The 18,369-nt window shown below is 66.2% G+C and carries 15 protein-coding genes; 4 read left to right on the forward strand and 11 right to left on the reverse strand.

Annotation, left to right across the window (positions count from 1 at the left end):
* Nucleotides 1-47: 47 nt before the first annotated feature.
* From EA472_RS01695 to EA472_RS01715, 4 genes are all read right to left on the reverse strand, one after another.
* A complete protein-coding gene (locus EA472_RS01695; RefSeq protein WP_124189784.1) occupies nucleotides 48-3,893 on the reverse strand; it encodes an Eco57I restriction-modification methylase domain-containing protein in 3,846 nt (1,281 codons plus the stop codon).
* Between the two features lie 199 nt (nucleotides 3,894-4,092).
* Complete coding sequence (locus tag EA472_RS01700) at nucleotides 4,093-4,479, reverse strand: pyridoxamine 5'-phosphate oxidase family protein (RefSeq protein ID WP_124189785.1); 387 nt, start codon at nucleotides 4,477-4,479, stop codon at nucleotides 4,093-4,095.
* A 75-nt stretch (nucleotides 4,480-4,554) separates the two neighbouring features.
* Entirely contained in the window at nucleotides 4,555-5,283 is a 729-nt protein-coding gene (locus EA472_RS01705) for a glycosyltransferase (protein ID WP_124189786.1), read from the reverse strand.
* Between the two features lie 650 nt (nucleotides 5,284-5,933).
* Complete coding sequence (locus EA472_RS01715) at nucleotides 5,934-7,523, reverse strand: HTTM domain-containing protein (protein WP_124189788.1); 1,590 nt, start codon at nucleotides 7,521-7,523, stop codon at nucleotides 5,934-5,936.
* Between the two features lie 472 nt (nucleotides 7,524-7,995).
* On the opposite strand from EA472_RS01715, the gene EA472_RS01720 reads away from it, so the two are divergent.
* Nucleotides 7,996-9,042 (forward strand): NAD(P)/FAD-dependent oxidoreductase, encoded by a 1,047-nt coding sequence (locus EA472_RS01720; RefSeq protein ID WP_124189789.1) that lies wholly within the window; start codon nucleotides 7,996-7,998, stop codon nucleotides 9,040-9,042.
* Between the two features lie 260 nt (nucleotides 9,043-9,302).
* A complete protein-coding gene (locus EA472_RS01725) occupies nucleotides 9,303-10,391 on the forward strand; it encodes a Vms1/Ankzf1 family peptidyl-tRNA hydrolase (RefSeq protein ID WP_124189790.1) in 1,089 nt (362 codons plus the stop codon).
* Nucleotides 10,392-10,550: 159 nt separating this feature from the next.
* Here EA472_RS01725 and EA472_RS01730 read toward each other — a convergent pair whose 3' ends face one another.
* Entirely contained in the window at nucleotides 10,551-11,195 is a 645-nt protein-coding gene (locus tag EA472_RS01730) for a metal-dependent hydrolase (RefSeq protein WP_124189791.1), read from the reverse strand.
* A 162-nt stretch (nucleotides 11,196-11,357) separates the two neighbouring features.
* On the opposite strand from EA472_RS01730, the gene EA472_RS01735 reads away from it, so the two are divergent.
* On the forward strand, nucleotides 11,358-12,638 hold the full coding sequence (locus tag EA472_RS01735; RefSeq protein WP_124189792.1) for a hypothetical protein: 1,281 nt from the start codon (nucleotides 11,358-11,360) through the stop codon (nucleotides 12,636-12,638).
* A 224-nt stretch (nucleotides 12,639-12,862) separates the two neighbouring features.
* Complete coding sequence (locus EA472_RS01740; protein ID WP_124189793.1) at nucleotides 12,863-13,195, forward strand: DUF5789 family protein; 333 nt, start codon at nucleotides 12,863-12,865, stop codon at nucleotides 13,193-13,195.
* 156 nt (nucleotides 13,196-13,351) lie between these two features.
* On the opposite strand, the gene EA472_RS22320 is transcribed toward EA472_RS01740, so the two are convergent.
* The 6 genes from EA472_RS22320 to EA472_RS01765 form a co-directional block, all read right to left on the reverse strand.
* Nucleotides 13,352-13,513, reverse strand: coding sequence for a hypothetical protein (locus EA472_RS22320; RefSeq protein WP_165874790.1), 162 nt, complete (start codon nucleotides 13,511-13,513; stop codon nucleotides 13,352-13,354).
* A gap of 125 nt (nucleotides 13,514-13,638) precedes the next feature.
* A complete protein-coding gene (locus tag EA472_RS01745; RefSeq protein WP_124189794.1) occupies nucleotides 13,639-14,604 on the reverse strand; it encodes a transcription initiation factor IIB in 966 nt (321 codons plus the stop codon).
* A gap of 306 nt (nucleotides 14,605-14,910) precedes the next feature.
* Nucleotides 14,911-15,105, reverse strand: a complete 195-nt coding sequence (locus EA472_RS01750) for a cold-shock protein (protein ID WP_097009945.1) — start codon at nucleotides 15,103-15,105, stop codon at nucleotides 14,911-14,913.
* A gap of 172 nt (nucleotides 15,106-15,277) precedes the next feature.
* Nucleotides 15,278-16,102 carry a TrmB family transcriptional regulator gene (locus EA472_RS01755; protein WP_124189795.1) on the reverse strand — a complete coding sequence of 275 codons (825 nt, stop codon included), beginning with the start codon at nucleotides 16,100-16,102 and terminating at the stop codon, nucleotides 15,278-15,280.
* 515 nt (nucleotides 16,103-16,617) lie between these two features.
* Nucleotides 16,618-16,947 (reverse strand): hypothetical protein, encoded by a 330-nt coding sequence (locus EA472_RS01760; RefSeq protein WP_124189796.1) that lies wholly within the window; start codon nucleotides 16,945-16,947, stop codon nucleotides 16,618-16,620.
* Nucleotides 16,948-17,108: 161 nt separating this feature from the next.
* Nucleotides 17,109-18,323, reverse strand: coding sequence for an MFS transporter (locus EA472_RS01765; RefSeq protein WP_124189797.1), 1,215 nt, complete (start codon nucleotides 18,321-18,323; stop codon nucleotides 17,109-17,111).
* Between the last annotated feature and the right edge of the window lie 46 nt (nucleotides 18,324-18,369).

Raw genomic sequence — 18,369 nt, forward strand, 5'->3', positions numbered from 1 at the left:
CGTAGGCGGACCGCGATCCCGCCGGAACTGGCGGACGGCGGTCCGTATCAGCCGTCGGCGTCGTGCCGACCGAACTCCCGATAGACGAGGGCGCGCTCGCGCGCCGACAACCCGTAGAGCGAACAGACGCGATCGTGGATCGTTCGGTCGACGACCGCGAGGCGGTCGTCCAGGTTCGCCGCGCGCTCGCGATCGTCGACGTACGCCTCGAGATCTGCCGCGACGTCCTCGAGTCGAGGGAGCGCGATCGCACGTAGCCGATCGATCGGGGCGATCGTTCTCGTCGCCGCCGCTCTGTAGTTCGCGAAGCCGTCGGCGCGCTCGACCGCGTACGGGACGAACGCCTCGAGAAGCGTCGCGAGGTCGTCGTCCGCGTCGGCGATCGCGAGCGCGGGGATCGGATCCGTCTCCGCGTATCCCCACCGGTCGGTGTCCCGGTCGCGGCCCGGTTTGTATCGAAGGCGCGCCGAGACGACGACCGTCGATCCGTCGCGTCCGACGTCGACCGATCCGATCCGCAGGTTCGGCCACGCATCGGTCGTCACGGTGAGAGACGGACCACGCCTTTCGTTCGGATCCGCGACGCGGCTCGAGAGGTCGCCGAGCGTCGGCCCGTCGTCGTACTCGTCGAGGTACGGGCCGATCGTTTCGGGGATCGCGTTTCGCTCGGCCGTCCCCGCGAGCCGTTCGTCGACCGCCGCGACGAGTTCGTCGTCCGGTCCGCCGTCCATCGCGATCGGAAACGACTCGAACGTCGACTGGTTGATCTGGGGAAACACCGATCGGTAAGCCGCGTGTTTGTAGTGGTGGTAGTAGTTCAAAAGCGGCGAGGAGAGCGCGCCGAGAACGTGTTTGTACGCGTCGATCGATCCCGACTCGAGGCGGACGGTGTAGACCGACTTGATCGTCGCCAGCCCGTCCGGATCGTACGTCCCGATCAGCGAGTCGCTCGTCTGTCTGAAGGCGAGCTTCGGGCTGCGGTACCGGCGTTCGTCCTTTTCGATGGCTGCGGGATCGACGTACCGGAGTTCGCTCTCGTCGACGTCGTACCGGCGGATCGCGCTTCCCGGCGCGATCGGTCGACGATCCGCGGCGGGCTCGTCGCGAAGAAACGCCGCCCGCTTGCTCACCTCCTCCCCGCGAGCGAGGTCGGCGACGGCCGAAAGCGGCGGGTGGTCGTCGATTCGATCCAGCACGTCGCGCGTCGTCTCGTCGAGGTGGATCAGAAACCGATGCGCCGGCTGTCGCTCGAAGACGCCCACCGGAACGCCGGTCGTCCGCAGCGAACGAAGATCGGTCGCGTCGGTCGCGTCCACGCAGGCAACCTCACCGCTCTCGCGTCCGCCGCCGATCAGGATCGCGACCCCCGCCTCGACGCCGTCGAAGGCCGCGCCGACGCGGGCGATGCGCGACGGGGGCGCGTGCTCGAGGACGAACCTCCGGATCGGCCCGGCCTGCTCGCGCGCCAGGATCGAATCGGGCACCACGATCCCGACGCGACCGTCGCGGGCCAGCCGGATCGCCCGCTCGTAGAAGGCGACGTAGAGGTCGAACTGCCCCTCGGTCGCCTCGAAGGTCGCCTCGAGGTAGGATCGAAGCGCCGAATCCATCGCCGCGCTGACGTTCGCTCGACCCGCCGTCGCCACCCACGGCGGATTGCCGACGACGGCGTCGAACTCCGGCGGCGCGTCCGGAACCGCGCTGTCGGACGCGTCGGGAAACGCGAGCGGCCAGTGGAAATACCGGTCCGACTCGGCTCGTCGTCGAGCCGTCTCGAACCACTCCGTCTCCGCCAGCCGACGCCAGCGATCGTCGTCGGTCAGCGCATCCGACAGCCGGTCGATCGCGTCGGCCGGAACGCCGGTGCCGGCTCGCCCCCCGCTCGTCTCGGCCCGTTCCGCGAACGCGCGCGTCGTCTGGACGTCCGCGATCGCCTCGAGGCGCTCCCTGAGTCGATCCCGCGCGTCGTCGGTATCGTGCGAACGGTCGAACTGGCGTCCGCCGTTCGAATCGCCGGGCGACTTCTCCCGAACCGACACCTCGAGGCGTTCGAGTAGCTCCCGGTCGGCCCCGACGAGGGCGTTGCCCGCCTTTACGTGACGCTCGAGCGCCGACGCCACCGTCTCGTCGCCGCCGGCCCGCAACCACATCGACGTCCGCGCCAGGTCGACCGCGACCGGATCGAGGTCGACGCCGTAGACGCAACGCGCCGTGACGCGGCGACGCACTCGGCCGAGACTGCCGTCGGCGAGCGACTCGAGTCCCCCTCGTGCCGCGTGGCGCTCCCGAGCGACGACGAGCGCACGCGTGAGGCGGTCGACCGCGCGCTCGAGGAAGTAGCCACAGCCCGCGGCGGGATCGAGAACTCGCAGTTCGAGGAGTTCCTCGGCGAAGGCGTCGACGTACCCCGGTTCGCCGGGCGAGCGGTCGAGTTCGCGACGAATCTCCTCGATCTCGGGGTCCAGGGTGTGTTCGACGACGTACGCGACGACCGGATCGGGCGTGTAGTACGAGCCGGTTCGCTTTCGATCGGTCGACGCCGGCGTCAGGTACGCCCCGCCCGCGTCGACGCGCCGGTCGGTCCCGTCGTCGGCCGAGCGTTCGATGGCAGCGCGTGCGATCGGATACTCGTCGTCCCCCAGCGCACGCGATTCGTCCGCGAACTCGATCCGATACTCGAGCAGCCGTTCGTAGACGGTCCCGAGGTGTCGCGTCTCGAGCGAGGAGTAGTCGCGAAATCCGGGCTCGTCAGCGTCTGAGCCGTCGGTCAGGACGGCGACGGCCCAATCGAGCGCGTCGTCGTCGACCCTCGAGAGGGGGTCCCGGTCCACGGGTTCGGGCGCGGACGGCCCGTCGCCGGATTCGACCGACCCGCACCGGACGCCGCGAGCGTACAGGTCGACGACGAGTCGGTAACACGCACGCAACGCTCGGTCGTACGTCCGCTCGAGCGGGCCGTCGGCGCGCCGCCCGGAACCGCCACCGGCGTCGTCCAGGGGATCACCGCTCTCGAGATCGGCGGCCGCGGGATCGGTTCCCACAGCTTCGACGTTCCCCCGGCGCTCGAGGTCGTCGCGAGCGAGGACGCAGACCGCCCGGCAGCACCGTCGGCGGAGGTCGTCGACGACCGCGCGATCGGCGACGGAGCGCTCGTCGGCGGCGACCTCGAGGAGCGGCGGTCCGCTCGAATTTCGAAACGCGACGCGGCCGAACAGGCAGTAAAAGTACCTGAACCCCGTCGAATCTCCGGTTTCGAGGATCTCCTCGAGGTCGATCTCGAGGTGTGCGTCGAACCGGCGTCCCGGACGATCGCCGTAGAGTCGCCACCGCTTCCCGTCGGTGAGCACGCCCCAGCGTGCGGGCGACTCGCGGAGGAACTCGGCCATACGCGTACTCGGGTTCTCGAACCCGCGCTCGCCCGTCGAATCCTGAGCCTCGAGCGAGCGCCCCCACCGACGCACGTCCGCGACGACGAGGTCGGGTCGATCGTCGCGACCGGCGGTTCGCGGGTCGTCCGCGCGGACTTCGTCGGCGGTCGACGGGTCGTCACCGGGACCGTCGGCCAGCGGGCGACCGGAGTCGCTTTCGGTACCGACGATCGCGTACGGCGGCCGGCTCCGCGGCCGATCGGACGGCGGGTCAGACTCGAGCCGATCGAACTCGAAGCCGAGCGCCCGGCCCACCGGCTCGACGAGCGACGCCGAAAGTTCGGACGCGGTCCGGTTCGGCGCGTCCGTGCGTTCGCGCTCCCAGACGGCGGCAACCGACTCGTAGGCGTCCCGGAGGTCCCGCTCGTCGGCCGCGTTCCAGGCGACCGTTTCGGGGAGTCGGCGCTCGAGAACGGCGTCCGAGAACAGCCCGCGGTTACGACAGCAGTCGGGAACAGACGACATCGATCACGGGAGCGTCGCGACGGCGGTTCGCCGGCGCGGGCGAGAGGGACGGTCGACTGGGGACGGTTCGGATCGACTCGAGCGCATCGGCACGCCGACTACTAGCTCGGCCTGAATGTATAGTCTTTTCGCGGCCGGACGTCGCGCCGGTGTCGACGCGTCGAGCGATCGGCGCGGACGCGGCGCTTGGCGCGTCCGGTCAGTACGTCCGGTACGTCGTCGACCCGACCTCGATCCGGACGAGCGTATTCTCCTCGTAGGCGTCGGACCGAACGCCGTACTTCTCGTTGATGCGCCGTCTGGCCGCCGCGGTTCGCTCCTCGTCGTCGACGACCCGTGCGGATCCGAGCATCGTCACCGTCCACCGCGGGTCGCCGCCGTCGTCGGCCTGGACGGAGAGGGCGACTCGCGGATTGTCCCGGACGTTCGCGAGCTTTCGCCCCGTGGTTACGACCTCGACGACGCCGTCGTCGTACCGGAACCAGACCGGCGCGACGTGAGGTCGTCCCTCGAGACAGGTGCCGAGGTGGGCCATCAACGGCTCGCTCTCGAGCAGTCGCTCGGCTTCCGGCGGAACGTTCGACACGGGTGATCGTCGCCGTCGAACGACAAAAGTCGTCGCCCTGGTCGTGCGGGACGGGGTCGGAATCGACCCGCGAGCTCAGATCCGATCGCTCGTCCGCTCGTTCGCACGCAGTCGCTGGGCGTCCAGGCTGACGTAGTGAGCGAGCGTTCCGGTCAGCCCGTCCTCGGCGATTCGACGGCCCGAACTCTCGACCAACACCCGCGGACAGTACCCCGTCGGATACCGCGCGCCCAGCGCCCGGCTGAACGACGTGTCCTCGTTCGGCACGTCCGGAAAGCCACCGCGTTCCTCGAACGCCCGGCGGTGGACGAAGCAGTTGAATCCCGGCAGAATCGGTCGCTCGAGCCGGGAAAACCAGTGGTTGATCGTCACCTCCATCAGCTTCGCCCGGCGGGGTCCGGCGATCCGACAGTACGAACTCGCCGCCGCGAGCCCGTTGGCCTCGACGAAGCCGAGCAGGTGCGTCAGGTAACTCGCCCGAACGCGCGTGTCGGCGTCGACGAACGCGAGCCACTCCCCGCTCGCGTAGTCCGCGCCGAGGTTTCGCGACGCGGCGATGCTCGAATCCGGGCCCGAGAGCACCGTCGCGTCGTACTCGCGGGCGACGTGGCGCGTGTCGTCGCTCGAGTCGCCGTCGACGACGACGATCTCGTACTCGTATCCGGTATCGAGATCGGTGAGGCTGGCGAGCGCGCCGCGAAGGTACGCCGCCTCGTCTTTCGCCGGCACGACGAAGCTCACGTCGGGTTTCGGCGTCTCCGCGGCGTCCCCACCGTCCGCGTCGATCGACTCGCCGGCGTCCATGCAGCCGACTCGAGACCCCGAACGCCCTTAAGTGCTGACCATTCCCCACTGAGTCGGCGAACGGACCTGTGAGGTGGCCTCGCATCGTCCAAGCTATATCATGAACATTTATGTATGATCGATTCGTAGCGACCGGTACAGATGTCGGTCGTACGCCTCGCTGTACGCTAATTCCTTTTCCGACGAGCATCAGCCGCCGAACATTCGACTCCGACCGACATGCACACCCAACACACCACCCCACGACCCGACCCGTCTTCCGACCAGCCGACGCCTCGAACACAGTCGATCACGTCGTTCGATGGACGACCTGCGAGCGCTCGAGCCCCGGCGACGTTCTCCGCGCGAAACACCGACCGCCTTCGGAATCTCGTCGACGAGTTCAACGCCGGATTCGTCGCTTCGGGTAGGGAGGACGACTCGACGTAGCTCACGTTCCCGCGATCAAAACCGTCTTTGGACCGCCGGGCGTAGACTCGAGCGGCCGATGACGACGCACCCGCTCCGAGCCGGACTCGGCATCCGGTGAGGACGAGCCCTATGAGTGCCGAGGCCACCGGTCTACTCGGGATACTTGTACCACCACCGACTTTGCGATTGGTTCCACCGTTCACGAACGGCCGGTCGCCAGCGTTGATCGCTGAGATTCCTCACTCCGGTGGATCGATCGCTTTCGGCTCGTTGTCGCCACAGCCGTGGGAGTAGATCGGCCGAATCTCTCGAGCGCGCTCGTCGGGTTCGTCGATCGTCTCGAGTGTCACGTCCTCGACGACGTAGTACATGTTGACGTGGGAGAGTGCTTCGCCGTGGTCTTCCGCCCAGGTTTCACACAGGTGTTCCGCGAGCGTTTCGGAGACGATATCGTCGGGACCGCCGCGTCTGACGCTGTTCATGTAGAAGCGTTCCCGGTAGGTGCCGAACTGCTTCTGGAGTTCGTCGTGGGGTCTCTCGTAGGTCAGCGGACGCTCGTTGTACGCGTCGACCGTCTCGCCGCCTTCGGTTTCGGCCGGGAAGACGTAGTATCGGTCGACGGTTCGCGGATGGGGTGCGAAGACGGTCCACTCGGGCTGGGAGACGCGGATCGCGTCGGCCCTGTCGTCGATGCGCTCTTTCGGACCGTCCTCCTCGTCGACCGACTGGGCGACGGGCAGGTGAGCCAGCGCCGGTACGACCAGCAGCGAGACGACCGCGACGACCAGTGCGAGGGTGTAGACGGTCGTCCTGACGTGGCCGAGGGTCTCCGAGTCGATCCGGGCGCGGGGGAGTCGAGATCCGAGCCGCTCGAGTTCGGTTCGGGCGTGGACGAGTCGGAACCGCTCGAGTGAGACGGAGCGGACGAGGGCCTCGAGTCGGTCCCAGACGGGCGTCTGCAGGAACAGGAGCAGGCCGGCGATGGCGACGTACGGGAACGCGCCGATCCGAACGGTGATCGCGAACGATGCGTGGCCGGCGAGGAACATGGCGACGAAGAGCGTGCGTGCGTTCCCCCGGAGGAGGACGAGCAACCAGGCGAACAGCATCATGTAGTACCACGTCATCCCGCCGTACTGCAGGAGCGTCGGGACGTTTCGCATACCGTCGCCGAGGAGGAAGGTCGTGTTGTCGAGTCCCATGATGAGCGGGGTGGCCTCCCCGCCGGTCCACAGCGCGGATTCGCGCTTGTGGTAGCCGTTGAGGACGTACATGTAGACGATCTGGGCCAGGATCGCCGCGGACGCGAGACTCGCAACCGTCGGTCTCGGCGGCGCGTCGGCGTGGAGGGCGTCGACCGACCACCGTTCACCCAGCGGCAGGAAGATCGCCCAGAACAGCAACATTCGAAACAGCGTGTCAGCGAAGCTGAGAACCAGCGGATTGTGGTGATCCAGCGAGACGACGAGCAGAAACGAGAGGACGATCGCGACCCTCGTCCTGTAGCCGACGATCAGCTGTACCGCGACCAGTATCGTGAGGACGAACAGCGCGGCGATCACCGTCGGATCCGTCGTGAAGTAGTAGATCGAAAACGCGTTGTCAGCCGTCATCTCCGTGGCCACGGACTGCGGGACGACGCCCGACTCCGTGTAGAAGAACGTGAAGTTCCGAGCGCGAAGGAGGACGTCCGCGACGATGAGTAATCCGGCGGCGATCCGAAACGCGGCGAGCGCCCGGGTATCGATTCGAACCGCCCCGAGATCGACGTACGTGGCCTCGCGTAGGTGGCCTCGAGTACGCCTCGAGATCGTCCGGAGCGGATTCATGTCCGGTGTGATGCAGTCCTACTCACAACAGTATGGACCATATACGTTGGTTCACGGCAGCTGTCCGATCGTCGCGTCTCGAGCGTCGACGCCGGGTCGTCCGATCGGAAGACGCCGGTCCAGCGATCGAACGCAAGCGAGGCGTACAGCTGACGTAGACGGTAACTACGGAGACGGTTGTCCGGGAAATCGGGACGACAGGTCGGATGACAACAGTCAGCCTCATTCGTCCCGGGTCACTTTCGCATCGCGAGGAGCCAGGCCATATATTTCCGCAAATCGGGCGCGTTTTCGTCGGTTGCAACCTCGACGAAGAGACGCACACTGTAGCCGGAGCGTTCGAGCGGGTCGCCGACTGGCCCGAAGACGTCACGCCGCCGTCCGAGCGACTCGCGCGGGAACGGACTGCGCGAGGGCGACCGCTTTCGAGCGCGAGCCCTAGACAGTTGCCCCAGCGGTTCGTACGTCGCGTATGGAGATTGGGATCATCGGCGCCGGTGCAGCGGGTGCGGCCGCGACGTACGCCATCCAGCGAGACGCCCCGAACGCTCGGTGTACGGTACTCGAGAAGTCCGGCGGCGTCTGCGGGCGGGCGGCGACGCGACGGGCGGACGGGCGATGCTACGACTACGGAGCGAACTACCTGAAAGACGACGACGATCGCGTCGTCTCGCTGGTGACCGAACGACTCGAGAGCGACGGTCTCGTCTCGGTCGACGAGCCGATACACGTCTTCGACGAGGACGGAACCGTCGACGAAGGCCGGGAGACGGACGAGCGGAAGTTGACCTATCGAACGGGCATCACGCAACTCGCGAAGCGACTGTTCGCCGAGACGGACGCGACGGTAAACCGGAACACACGGATTACCGGAATCAGCCGCGACGGGGACCGGTGGCGACTGACCGACGCCGACGGCGGACAGTGGGGAGCGTACGATCGGCTGCTCTGTACGCCGCCGGCCCCGCAGACGGCGCGACTCGTCCGCGACGCGGACTGGGACGACGACCGACGCGACGCCATCATCGAGGCCGCCGAAGCCGTCGAGTACCGGACGATCCTGACCGCCGTCCTCGGCTACGAGTTCGAACTCGAGGTGCCCTACTACGCGCTCGTCAACGTCGACAAGGGACACGAGATCGGCTGGATCGCACGAGAGGAGTGCAAGCCCGGTCGCGTTCCCGACGGAGAGTCGATCCTGATCGTTCAGGCGAACGATCGGTGGTCGGTCGAACGGTACGACGACGATCCGACCGAGATCGTCGCGGCGCTCGCCCGACTGACCGCCGACGTCGTAGACGACGATCGACTCGAAAAGCCAGCGTGGACGGATTTCCAGGGATGGCGGTACGCACAGCCCGAAAACGGAGTCGATCGGGGTCCGGTCGAGTCGGCCGAACGCGAGGGACTGTACTGCCTCGGTGACTGGGTCGCCGGCGAGGGGCGACTCCACGCCGCCGTTCGGAACGGACTGGAAACCGGCGAACGGGTCGCTCACTCGCTCGGAAGAGACGACTGAACGACACAGCGGCGTCACTTGCCGACCGCGACTCGCCGGAACGATCGGCGTGCGAGACTCCCACGCTCGGCCTCTCGAGTGGGATCGATTTTCCCATTGCGTCCGTTGGCACTCGACGCCACGCGGCGAACCCTGACAGCGCCGGCAGACGCCTCAACACCGCCAGGGCCGTAGCCGCGGCAACCGCCGCTCACACCGCAGTTCGACCGGAACCGCGGCCGGTGGGCGGACCGACCACCACGTTCGCCGAGACGATCTCCATGCCCCTCGACGACTACGAACTCCACGAGCGACTCGATCGACTCTCGGACGCCCGCGCGGATCGGGACGTCCTCGTCACGCTCGCCGTTCCGGCCGACGGGACGATCGGCGAGGCTCGCCAGCCCGTCGAAACCGACTACGCCGAAGCGACCCAGCTCGACGAACGGTCCTTTCCCCGGCCGCTCGTCGACGCGCTGGAAGCGGCTCGGAGCCGCCTGAACGAGTACGACGAGCTCCCGGAGAACGGGATCGCGCTCTACGCGGGAGAGGTCAACGGCGAGCTCGTCACGGTGGTCTTCGACGAGCTGTCGGTGCCGATCGAGGAGTCGGCGTACGAACACGCCAACGCGTTCGACCTCGAGCCGCTCGAGTCCGTCACGGAACCCGACCGGAGTCACGGCCTGCTCGTCGTCGAGCGCGGCGGGGCGGCGCTCGGGCGGCTCGACGACGACGGCGTCGACTCGATCGACGCGTTCGACAGCGACGTGCCGGGCAAATCGAGCGCGGGCGGACAGTCCGCCGAGCGGTTCGAGCGCGACCGCGAGCGCCGAAAGCGCGAGTTCTTCGACGCGGTCGCCGATCGGGCCGAACGAGCGTTTCTCGACGACGGAGACGGCGTCGACTCGGTCCTCCTCGGCGGAACGACGGGAACCGTCGAATCGTTTCGCGAGGAGGCCGACCTCGACCACCGTCTCGAGCAACGGCTCGAGGGACCGTTCGCCGTCGAGTACGCCAGCGAGCAGGGGCTCAGACAGCTCGCCTCGAAAGCCGAAGACGTCGTCGACGAGCGCGACCGGCGGGACGTTCGGCAGACGCTCGAGGCGTTCTTCGACGGCCTGCGCGACGACGAGACGCCCGTCGCCTACGGCGCGAGCGAGGTCGACGACGCGCTCGAGTACGACGCCGTCGAGACGCTGTTGCTCTCGACGAGCGTCGACGGCGAGCGGATCCGGACCCTCGGCGATCGGGCGTCGGATCAGGGCGGCGAGACGGTCGTCGTTCCGGACGACTTCCCGGACGGGAACCGGTTCGCCGAGGCGTTCGACGGGGTCGGCGCGCTGTTGCGCTTTCCGATCGGGAACGGGTGACGGCGGACGCGACCACCGCAACCCGGAAGCCGTCGTTCCCGAGCGCGTCGGCGTCGTTCGCGGTTCCCGGCGTCCCGCTCGCCCCCTTCGTCCTCCCCCGTCTCGAGCGGACGCGGTGATCGCGGTGATCGCCGATTCGCGAGGGGAGTACGATGGCGGTCACCGACTATCGTCGTCGATGCGCTCGAGATCCGACGCTTCGATCGGCAGCAACCGCTCCGGGAGACGGTCGAGGACGGGGTCGGGAACGCACACGAGAATCCACTCGGCGACCGCGACGAGCGGTTTTCGCACGAGCGCGTACCCCGCCGAGATCGCGAGCAATCCGAGAACGACGCTCCGGACGACGCCGTCGAAGACTGCGAGAGAAGGGACGGCCAGCGCGACGGCGAGAACGAGGTCCTCCGGAGCACCGTCGTAGCGAACCCAGCGTCTGGGCTCGATCCACCGTCCGTGGTAGTGGCTGTAAACGGCCCGATCGGACGTCTCGAGCCAGGGTTTAAGCTCGAGACCGCCGCCGAACGCGTCCATCGCCGAGTGCAAGGCGGCCGCGAAGAGGAAGACCGCGACGGCGACGGTCTCCGGGACCGGAACGATCCACGCGACGGCCGCCGCGGGAACGGCGAGCAGCCAGTAGTAGACGGGGAAGTGAAGCGTCCGCCGGTGACCGGCGTAGAGATCGAGATCGGGAAAGAGCCCACCGACGATCGCGGCGACGGCGACGACGACCGCAAGCTCGGGCGCGACGGCCGCGAGCGGAGCGACGAGCGCGAGGGCTCCGAGCGCGTGAGTCGTGGCCATCATGACAGTGACGCGGTTAGGAACGGGAGCCACATATGGTCGTCGCGTCGGGCGATCGATCGCCGGTGCAAGCCCTGCCCTTTACTCGAGCCCGATCGTACGGATCGTCCGAATCGTCGCGACAGCCGGCGGCGACCGCCGCGAGCGCCGTCCACTCACCCACCGATGTCCCGCACCCCGACCCGCGCGTTCCACGGCGAGCGATCGAACGCCTACCTCTCCTGGCTCGCGATCGCCGTCGTCGCGGTGGTCGGCGGCCACGCACTTCTCGACGGCCGCGTTCACGACGTTCTGTTCGCCGCGACCGTCGTGGCGGTCGCGCTGGTTCCCGCGGTCGCACTCGAGTCGAAACGCGCCGCCCTCCCGTGGGAGGTGACGGCGGTCACGGTCGTGCCGCTGCTCGCGGCTGCGATCGCGCCCACGTTCTGGAGCCGACAGCTCGTTCTCTACGCCGGCGCCGGGGCGCTCGCGCTCGCGCTCACCCTCGAAGTACACGCGCTGACGGAGATCCGACTCGAGCGCTGGGTCGCCGTCGCCGTCGTCACGATGGTGTCGGCGTCGATCGCGGCCGCGTGGGCGATGGCGACGTGGCTGTGGGACCTCGTCGCCGGGACCGCCGTCCTGGCGAGCAACACCGAAGTGATGTGGCTCCTGCTCGCCGCGACCGTGACGGGATTGTCGGCGGGCGTCTGCTTCGACCTGTACTACCGGCACTTCCCGGGCGAGGAACTCGTCTCGGCACCCGTCGACGGCATCGCGGAGAACGCGTTCGCGATCGAAGCCGGCATCGACGGCCGACCGTCCCTCGAGCGTCGACTTCCGATTTCCGGACGCACGCAGTGCGGGCTCGTCCAGGTACTCCGATTCGGGATGATCGCGATGGTCGGCTACGGCGCGGTCACGCTGGATTCGGGCGTCGTCGTCAACGCGGCCGCAATGCTCGGCGTGACGTTCGTGCCGACCCTGCTCCGACGGCGGTACGAGATCCCGTTCGATTCGGGGCTCACGCTCTGGATCACGTTCGTGGTCTTCATGCACGCGATCGGTTCGTTCTACGTGTACGATCGATCGTTCTGGTGGCACAACGTGACCCATCCGCTCTCGGCGACGCTCGTCGGCGCGGTCGGATACGTGGCGGTTCGGGTCGCGGACGAACACCGCGACGAGATACACCTGCCGCCGGAACTGACGCCGGCGTTCGTCGTGGTCTTCGTCGTTGCGTTCGGGGTCTTCTGGGAGATCGGCGAGTTCGGGTTCGACCTCGTCGCCGATCGCACCGGTCTCCAGATGCCGCTGGCTCAGCACGGACTCGACGACACGATGTCGGATATCCTGTTCAACGCGATCGGCGCGATTGTCGTCGCTCGCTGGGGGCTGGCGTACCTCACCGACGTCACGGACGCCGTGACGGATCGCCTCGAGGCATGGTCGGTTCTCGATGGGTGACGGACTGGAGGCGGTAGACGCTCGATCCGAAATGCAACGGCCACCTCCATGCCCTGACGGCGTGGAATCGGGCCAGTGGATTTCCGGCTGATGTGACGTTCGAGGGTCCACCCCGCACTCGACGGGAACCGACAGCTTCGCGGAAAATCTGTGGTAGCGGTTCGGCGAAGAACGGATCGACGGCTGGCCACAGCGTTATCCCGCTCGCCGCACTAACCCGGAGGATGGCGGACGACAAAACTGCACGAGACCAACGAACGGACGACGAAGAACGACGCCAGCGAGAGCGAGGGCTTCGAGAGGCGCGCGACCGCGCAGACGAACCCGAACCGATTGACGCCGAATCCAACGAACAGCTCGGCGAGCTGGACGAGCGACTCGAAACGCACGAGTATCCGACGACCATGGACGAACTGGTCAGTGCCTACAGCGATATCGAGATCGAGACGCAGGGGGGATCGAAAACCGTAGCGGAGGTCCTCGCTCCGATCGACAACGAATCGTACGAATCCGTCGACGACGTTCGGAATCGGATACGGGGACTGGTTCATCGGTGATGGGATCGTCCCCCGCGACCTGCATCCGGCCGAATTCGACCCCGTCACCCGAGATCGATGCTCCGCGTTTTTGCGCCCGGAGACTCGATTCTCCCGCCCACCGGTCCCTTCACAACGGATGGGGAACGTCGACGTCCCCGCAACGGACGTGACCCGCTATTCTTCGGCGACGTCGATCGAGCGGTAGATTTCGGACCGCAACTCCGACGCCTTCTCTTCCCCGATGACCTCGCTCTCTTCGATCTCGTCTATGAGTTCGACGATCGCATCGCAGAGCCGCTTCGGATGGTCGATCCGTGTATCGGGTTCGTCGTCCATACGCTCCGTTCCGCATCGAGAGTATTCAACGAACGGGGTGCACGAGCAGTTCGACCATTCGTCTCGGTGGACTCCCGGAACGAGAACGAGTCGCGGCGGTCGTTCACGTCCGGACCGGTGCGTCGTCACCGGTGGTCCATCGTCTCGAGTTGCTCCGGGTACCGATTCCGGATCGTCACTTCGGTGACCTGCGCGACGGCCGCCACCTCGCGCTGGGTGTTCCGTTCGTGACAGAGCAACGAAGCCGCGTAAATCGCGGCTGCGGCCCACCCCGTCGGGGACTTGCCCGAAAGAAGTCCCCTGTCCGTGGTGACGCTGATGATTTCGATGGCTTTCGTCTCGACGGCCTCGCTCGCGTCGAGTTCGGAACAAAATCTGGGAACGTACTCCCGCGGATCGACCGGTTCCAGTTCCAGGTCGAGACGTTGGGAGACGTGCCGATACGTCCGTCCGATCTCTTTTCGTTCGACACGCGACACCTCGGCAACTTCCTCGAGACTCCGTGAAATTCCCTCCGTACGGCAGGCGGCGTAGAGACAGCCGGTAGCGACGCCCTCGATCGACCGGCCGCGAATCAGATCCTCGGCGAGCGCGCGGCGGTAGATGACGCTCGCCACCTCGCGGGCCGAACGCGGAACGCCGAGTGCACTCGCCATTCGGTCGATTTCGCCGAGAGCGTGCTGGAGGTTGCGCTCACCGGCATCTTTCGTTCGGATGCGCTCTTGCCACGTACGAAGCCGGCGCATCTGATCGCGCTTGTCGGCGGACAGGGAACGTCCGGCGGCGTCCGTATTCTTCCAGTCTATCTGCGTGGTGAGTCCCTTGTCGTGCATCGTCCGCGTGATCGGGGAACCGACCCGGGATTTGCTCCGGCGTTCGGACTGATTGAACGCTCGCCACTCTGGACCACGGTCGATATTAGGCGTCTCGACGACCAAGCCGCAGTGATTACAGACGAACTCTCCCCGATCGTCGCTCTTGATGAGGGTCTCCGACTCGCACTCAGTACACACCCGTTCCGGATTCGGTTCCCGCGCGCGTCGTTTCGCTTCGGATTCGCGCTCTCGCCGACGGACGGGTCTGGTTGTCACGTGTCGTCTCTCGGTTCGCACGTTCTTAAGGCCTCGCCGGCTCGGTGAGGAAAACGGGTTCGACGGCGGGTCTCAGACGGATTATCGCGCAGGGCTGCGGCTGAGACGAACTGCTGGACGCGACTACCGGTGCAACCACGACCGTCGGACGGTCCCACCGGTACATCGTCACAGCAGTCCGTACGAAACGTCGTCCGTGATTTGCGATCCGTTCGATCAGCGGGTGGTACTCTTCGCGTTACGGTGACGACTCGTCAAAAATGAAATCCCGTTCGGCGTCGCCTCGTAGCGACGGTCAGAATCGGTTTAGTTGCGGACGACGTTCGTCGCGCGGGGGCCCTTGGGAGCCTGTTCGATGTCGAATTCGATCTCGGTGCCCTCTTCGAGGTCCGGTCCGCCGACATCTTCCATGTGGAAGAATACGTCGTCGTCCGCGTCGTCCGTCGAAATGAAACCGTAGCCGCCTGTGTCGTTGAAGAAATCAACGTTACCTTTCGCCATTACAAACAAACGTACGATCGAACCACGGATAAGACTTGCGAGGGGCGTGGTACCACGATCGCGGTCGTCGGACGCGGATCGAGTTCCGCGACCGATCGAATCGTCGCTCGCGTCCGTTATCTCCTCGAGTACCGTAGCCGTGCGATCGGTCACGACCGAGTCGCGTCGGCCGTTAGGGCTGACTCGTTCCCGGATCGTTTGCGGCGGTCAGTCCCGACGATACTAACCGGCGAAGAAGCACGACGATTCCGTTTTCGAGCCCGTTCGCGAAAACCGCCCGTTCGCTCTGCTTGCCGTTATCGGCCTGTGGATAGTATGTGCCGATCAGCAGCGTCGTTCGATCGACGAGCAGGATTCGACTGATCGCAACCTCGTGATCGAACTCCGCACCGGTAAGCCAGTCCAGTCCGGATTCGAACGTACGAACGTTGGGGAGTTCCGTTCCGAGTCGCTCGGTGATCGCCTCCGTTTGACCACCGAGAAGGATCGAGAGGTCCCGATCGTTCGCCTCTCGAAGGCCGTCGAACAGCGATTCCGACATGATCTCCTCGTCGACGACGAGAAGCGCAATTTCCGACTCCGCGTCGTCGATGAGATCGAGCATTCGCGTCTCGATCGCCTCGTTTCCCATCAGCGACCACACTTCCTGGAGCTGGTCGTCGTCTTCGGTCTTTCGAACGCTGGTGTTCTCGAGGTACGTCTCCAGCGTCTCGATGCGGTTGTCGTATTTCTGTCGAAGCGTCTGCGTCGCCTCGTTGATATCGACCGCTCGAAACCGCTGGGGGCTCGAGTGTTGCACTTCGACGAGGCCCTCCGACTCCAGTACGCGGATCGCATCGTACACTCGCGTCCGTGGAACCTCGGAGATGTCGTGTATCTCCTTGGCCGTCCCGGTCGAGAGTTGCGTCAGCGCCATAAAGCAGCGCGCTTCGTACTCTTTGAGTCCGAGGTCCTGCAATAAACTAACCGCCTCCGAAATGATTTCGTCCTGTGTCATGGCCCAACCACGAGTTCGGTCGTCCGAACGTGCGAGATTGAGCACCGAGCGGCAAAAGGATTGTGTGACGGCTCGTCGTTCCATCCATTTCGATCGGCAAGAGCTTTCACCCAGATCATCACACAAGGTACTTGTGGGTAGACGCGCTACCCGTACCTGGCGCGCTCCGTCACGGCCCAACCACGGCGGAGCGTGTCATTTAGTACGTTCCGGTCCCCCGTTTCGAGGAGCGTTCGCTGCAGACGATACTCGACACCGTTCGAGTACTCGATCGATCTCTCGGTACCGGATCGACCAGCACGCAGCCGGAAGGCCACACCTCGAGGGACGCGGTTTTACCCCGCGACCGGCGTTCGCGGATCAGAAAAGCCCCCGTCACCGGGAGTGTGTACCGTTGTCCACCAGTCGGACCAGGGGAGGTTTTCGAGGTTCGAGACTGCGTTCACCGACAAGCCCCACCCTCGACGTGCCGGAGGTGCGCCCGGTGAGGGAGTGGACCCGCCGATCGCGGCCCCTCAGCGGCGGGGCGTGCTACCACAGTCGCGAAGTTCCTCCCGATGAACGTGAAGCACCTCGAGGAGCGGTCGGATGGCCTCGAACTGAGGTCCCCGTTCTACGGCGTTTCCGTCGCCTTCCCACTCGATAAATCCGTAATCGGCTAATTTGGGAAGGTGGACGTGCTGCCGTTGAAGTCGATCGCCGGAGACGACGATCGTCTCGTCCGGTGACGAATCGGAGTACGGCGACGTCTCGGATCGTGCGTCCGTCTTCAGCAGGGCGAACAACAGCTCCCGTCGCTGGTCGTCCGCTAACGCATCGAACAGCCGATCGACTTGGTGGCTCATCGTGGAAACAGTAAGGATCCTCGTCCTCTTGTATCCCAAACATATTCACGACGATCCGGGTTTTGATTAATCGGGTGACACAGAACAGCGGTCGATCGATCCAGCCGGGACTTCGCGAGCCGTCGCCGGGCTCTCCCTCGAGCGACGGCCCGCGCCGTCGGTCAGTATCGATCGAGAACGGCGTACGCGACCGGAACCGCAAGCGCCGCGAACGCCGCGAGCACGAGGAACATGACGGCGGGCGTGGAGTAGGTGAGGACGAATCCGGAGACGGCGGCGCCGGCCGCGCCGATGCCGAAGATGCCGGCGAACACGAATCCGAACGAGAGCCCCCTGACCGACGGCGGCGAGTGTTCCGCGACGCTCGCCTGCATGAACGGCTGGAGGCCGAACAGGAACAACCCGAGGAGCACGCTGACCGCGATCAGCGGGACGGGACCCGCTTCGACGGCGGGAACGTAGAGCACGGCCAGCACGGCGAGCGAGAGGAAGACGACGAGGACGCCGCGTTCCGGGCGAATCCGATCGCTGATCCGACCCGCGGCGTACTGGCTGGCGACGCCGACGAGCAACAGCCCCGAGTAGAGGTACTGATCGGGGTCGATCGATCGGTCGCCGACGGCGACCGGCTCGAAGACGGCGAAGCCGGCGAGCAGTTCGGGAAGAAACGTGAGGATACCCCGGTAATACAGTCCCTCGAGCACGTAGAGGACGAACACGAAAGCGAACGCGCCGACGAACAGCGTTCTGGTGTCGTCGATCAACGTTCGACGAAGTGAGACGTCGTCCGGTTCCCCGTCGCCGTCCGCAGCGTCCTCGGCCCCGCTTTCGTCCGGGTTCGAAACGAGGACGACCGGAATCGTGACGATTGCGGGGATCGTAAGCGCCAGGGCGACAATCCGCCAGTCGAAAAACAGCAGCAGTACGATGGTGGCGAGCGGGCCGAGCGCGATGCCGACGTTACCGGCCATCCCGTGGTAGCCGAGCGCCGTTCCACGCCGCGAGACGCCGGTGCTGATCAGCGACAGACCGGCCGGGTGGTAGACGCTCGCGGCCACCCCCCAGAGCACCAGCGAGAGCGCCAGGACGATCGGATCCCGCGCGAGGCTCAGCGCGACGAACGACGCCGCCATCCCGACGACGCTGAACAGGATGAGCCGTCTCGAGCCGCGACGGTCGGCGAGCACGCCACCGGGAAGCGCACCGATCCCGTAGATGCCGTATCCGAGGGCGACGACGAGCCCGATTTCGGCCGGCGTCAGCCCGAACTCGACGAGCCAGATCGGGATGAACACGGGAATCGAGAGCTCGAACACGTGGACTGCGGCGTGGGCGAGCATCGTAATCGTCACGATCTGGCGCTCGTCACCGTCCATGTACCTCGGGTGGTTAGGACGATAGACGGGATACTCTTTCGACTCC

Origin of the sequence: Natrarchaeobius oligotrophus, from assembly GCF_003841465.1 — an archaeon.
In the GTDB taxonomy this organism is placed as follows: domain Archaea; phylum Halobacteriota; class Halobacteria; order Halobacteriales; family Natrialbaceae; genus Natrarchaeobius; species Natrarchaeobius oligotrophus.

Bases quoted from the DNA above. Each gene is read 5' to 3' on its own strand.
- EA472_RS01715 (WP_124189788.1), bottom strand. From the start codon at position 7,523: ATGAATCCGCTCCGGACGATCTCGAGGCGTACTCGAGGCCACCTACGC.
- EA472_RS01705 (WP_124189786.1), bottom strand. From the start codon at position 5,283: ATGGACGCCGGCGAGTCGATCGACGCGGACGGTGGGGACGCCGCGGAG.
- EA472_RS01695 (WP_124189784.1), bottom strand. From the start codon at position 3,893: ATGTCGTCTGTTCCCGACTGCTGTCGTAACCGCGGGCTGTTCTCGGAC.
- EA472_RS01735 (WP_124189792.1), top strand. From the start codon at position 11,358: ATGTCCCGCACCCCGACCCGCGCGTTCCACGGCGAGCGATCGAACGCC.
- EA472_RS01755 (WP_124189795.1), bottom strand. From the start codon at position 16,102: ATGACACAGGACGAAATCATTTCGGAGGCGGTTAGTTTATTGCAGGAC.
- EA472_RS01725 (WP_124189790.1), top strand. From the start codon at position 9,303: ATGCCCCTCGACGACTACGAACTCCACGAGCGACTCGATCGACTCTCG.
- EA472_RS01760 (WP_124189796.1), bottom strand. From the start codon at position 16,947: ATGAGCCACCAAGTCGATCGGCTGTTCGATGCGTTAGCGGACGACCAG.
- EA472_RS01765 (WP_124189797.1), bottom strand. From the start codon at position 18,323: ATGGACGGTGACGAGCGCCAGATCGTGACGATTACGATGCTCGCCCAC.
- EA472_RS01750 (WP_097009945.1), bottom strand. From the start codon at position 15,105: ATGGCGAAAGGTAACGTTGATTTCTTCAACGACACAGGCGGCTACGGT.
- EA472_RS01740 (WP_124189793.1), top strand. From the start codon at position 12,863: ATGGCGGACGACAAAACTGCACGAGACCAACGAACGGACGACGAAGAA.
- EA472_RS01720 (WP_124189789.1), top strand. From the start codon at position 7,996: ATGGAGATTGGGATCATCGGCGCCGGTGCAGCGGGTGCGGCCGCGACG.
- EA472_RS22320 (WP_165874790.1), bottom strand. From the start codon at position 13,513: ATGGACGACGAACCCGATACACGGATCGACCATCCGAAGCGGCTCTGC.
- EA472_RS01730 (WP_124189791.1), bottom strand. From the start codon at position 11,195: ATGATGGCCACGACTCACGCGCTCGGAGCCCTCGCGCTCGTCGCTCCG.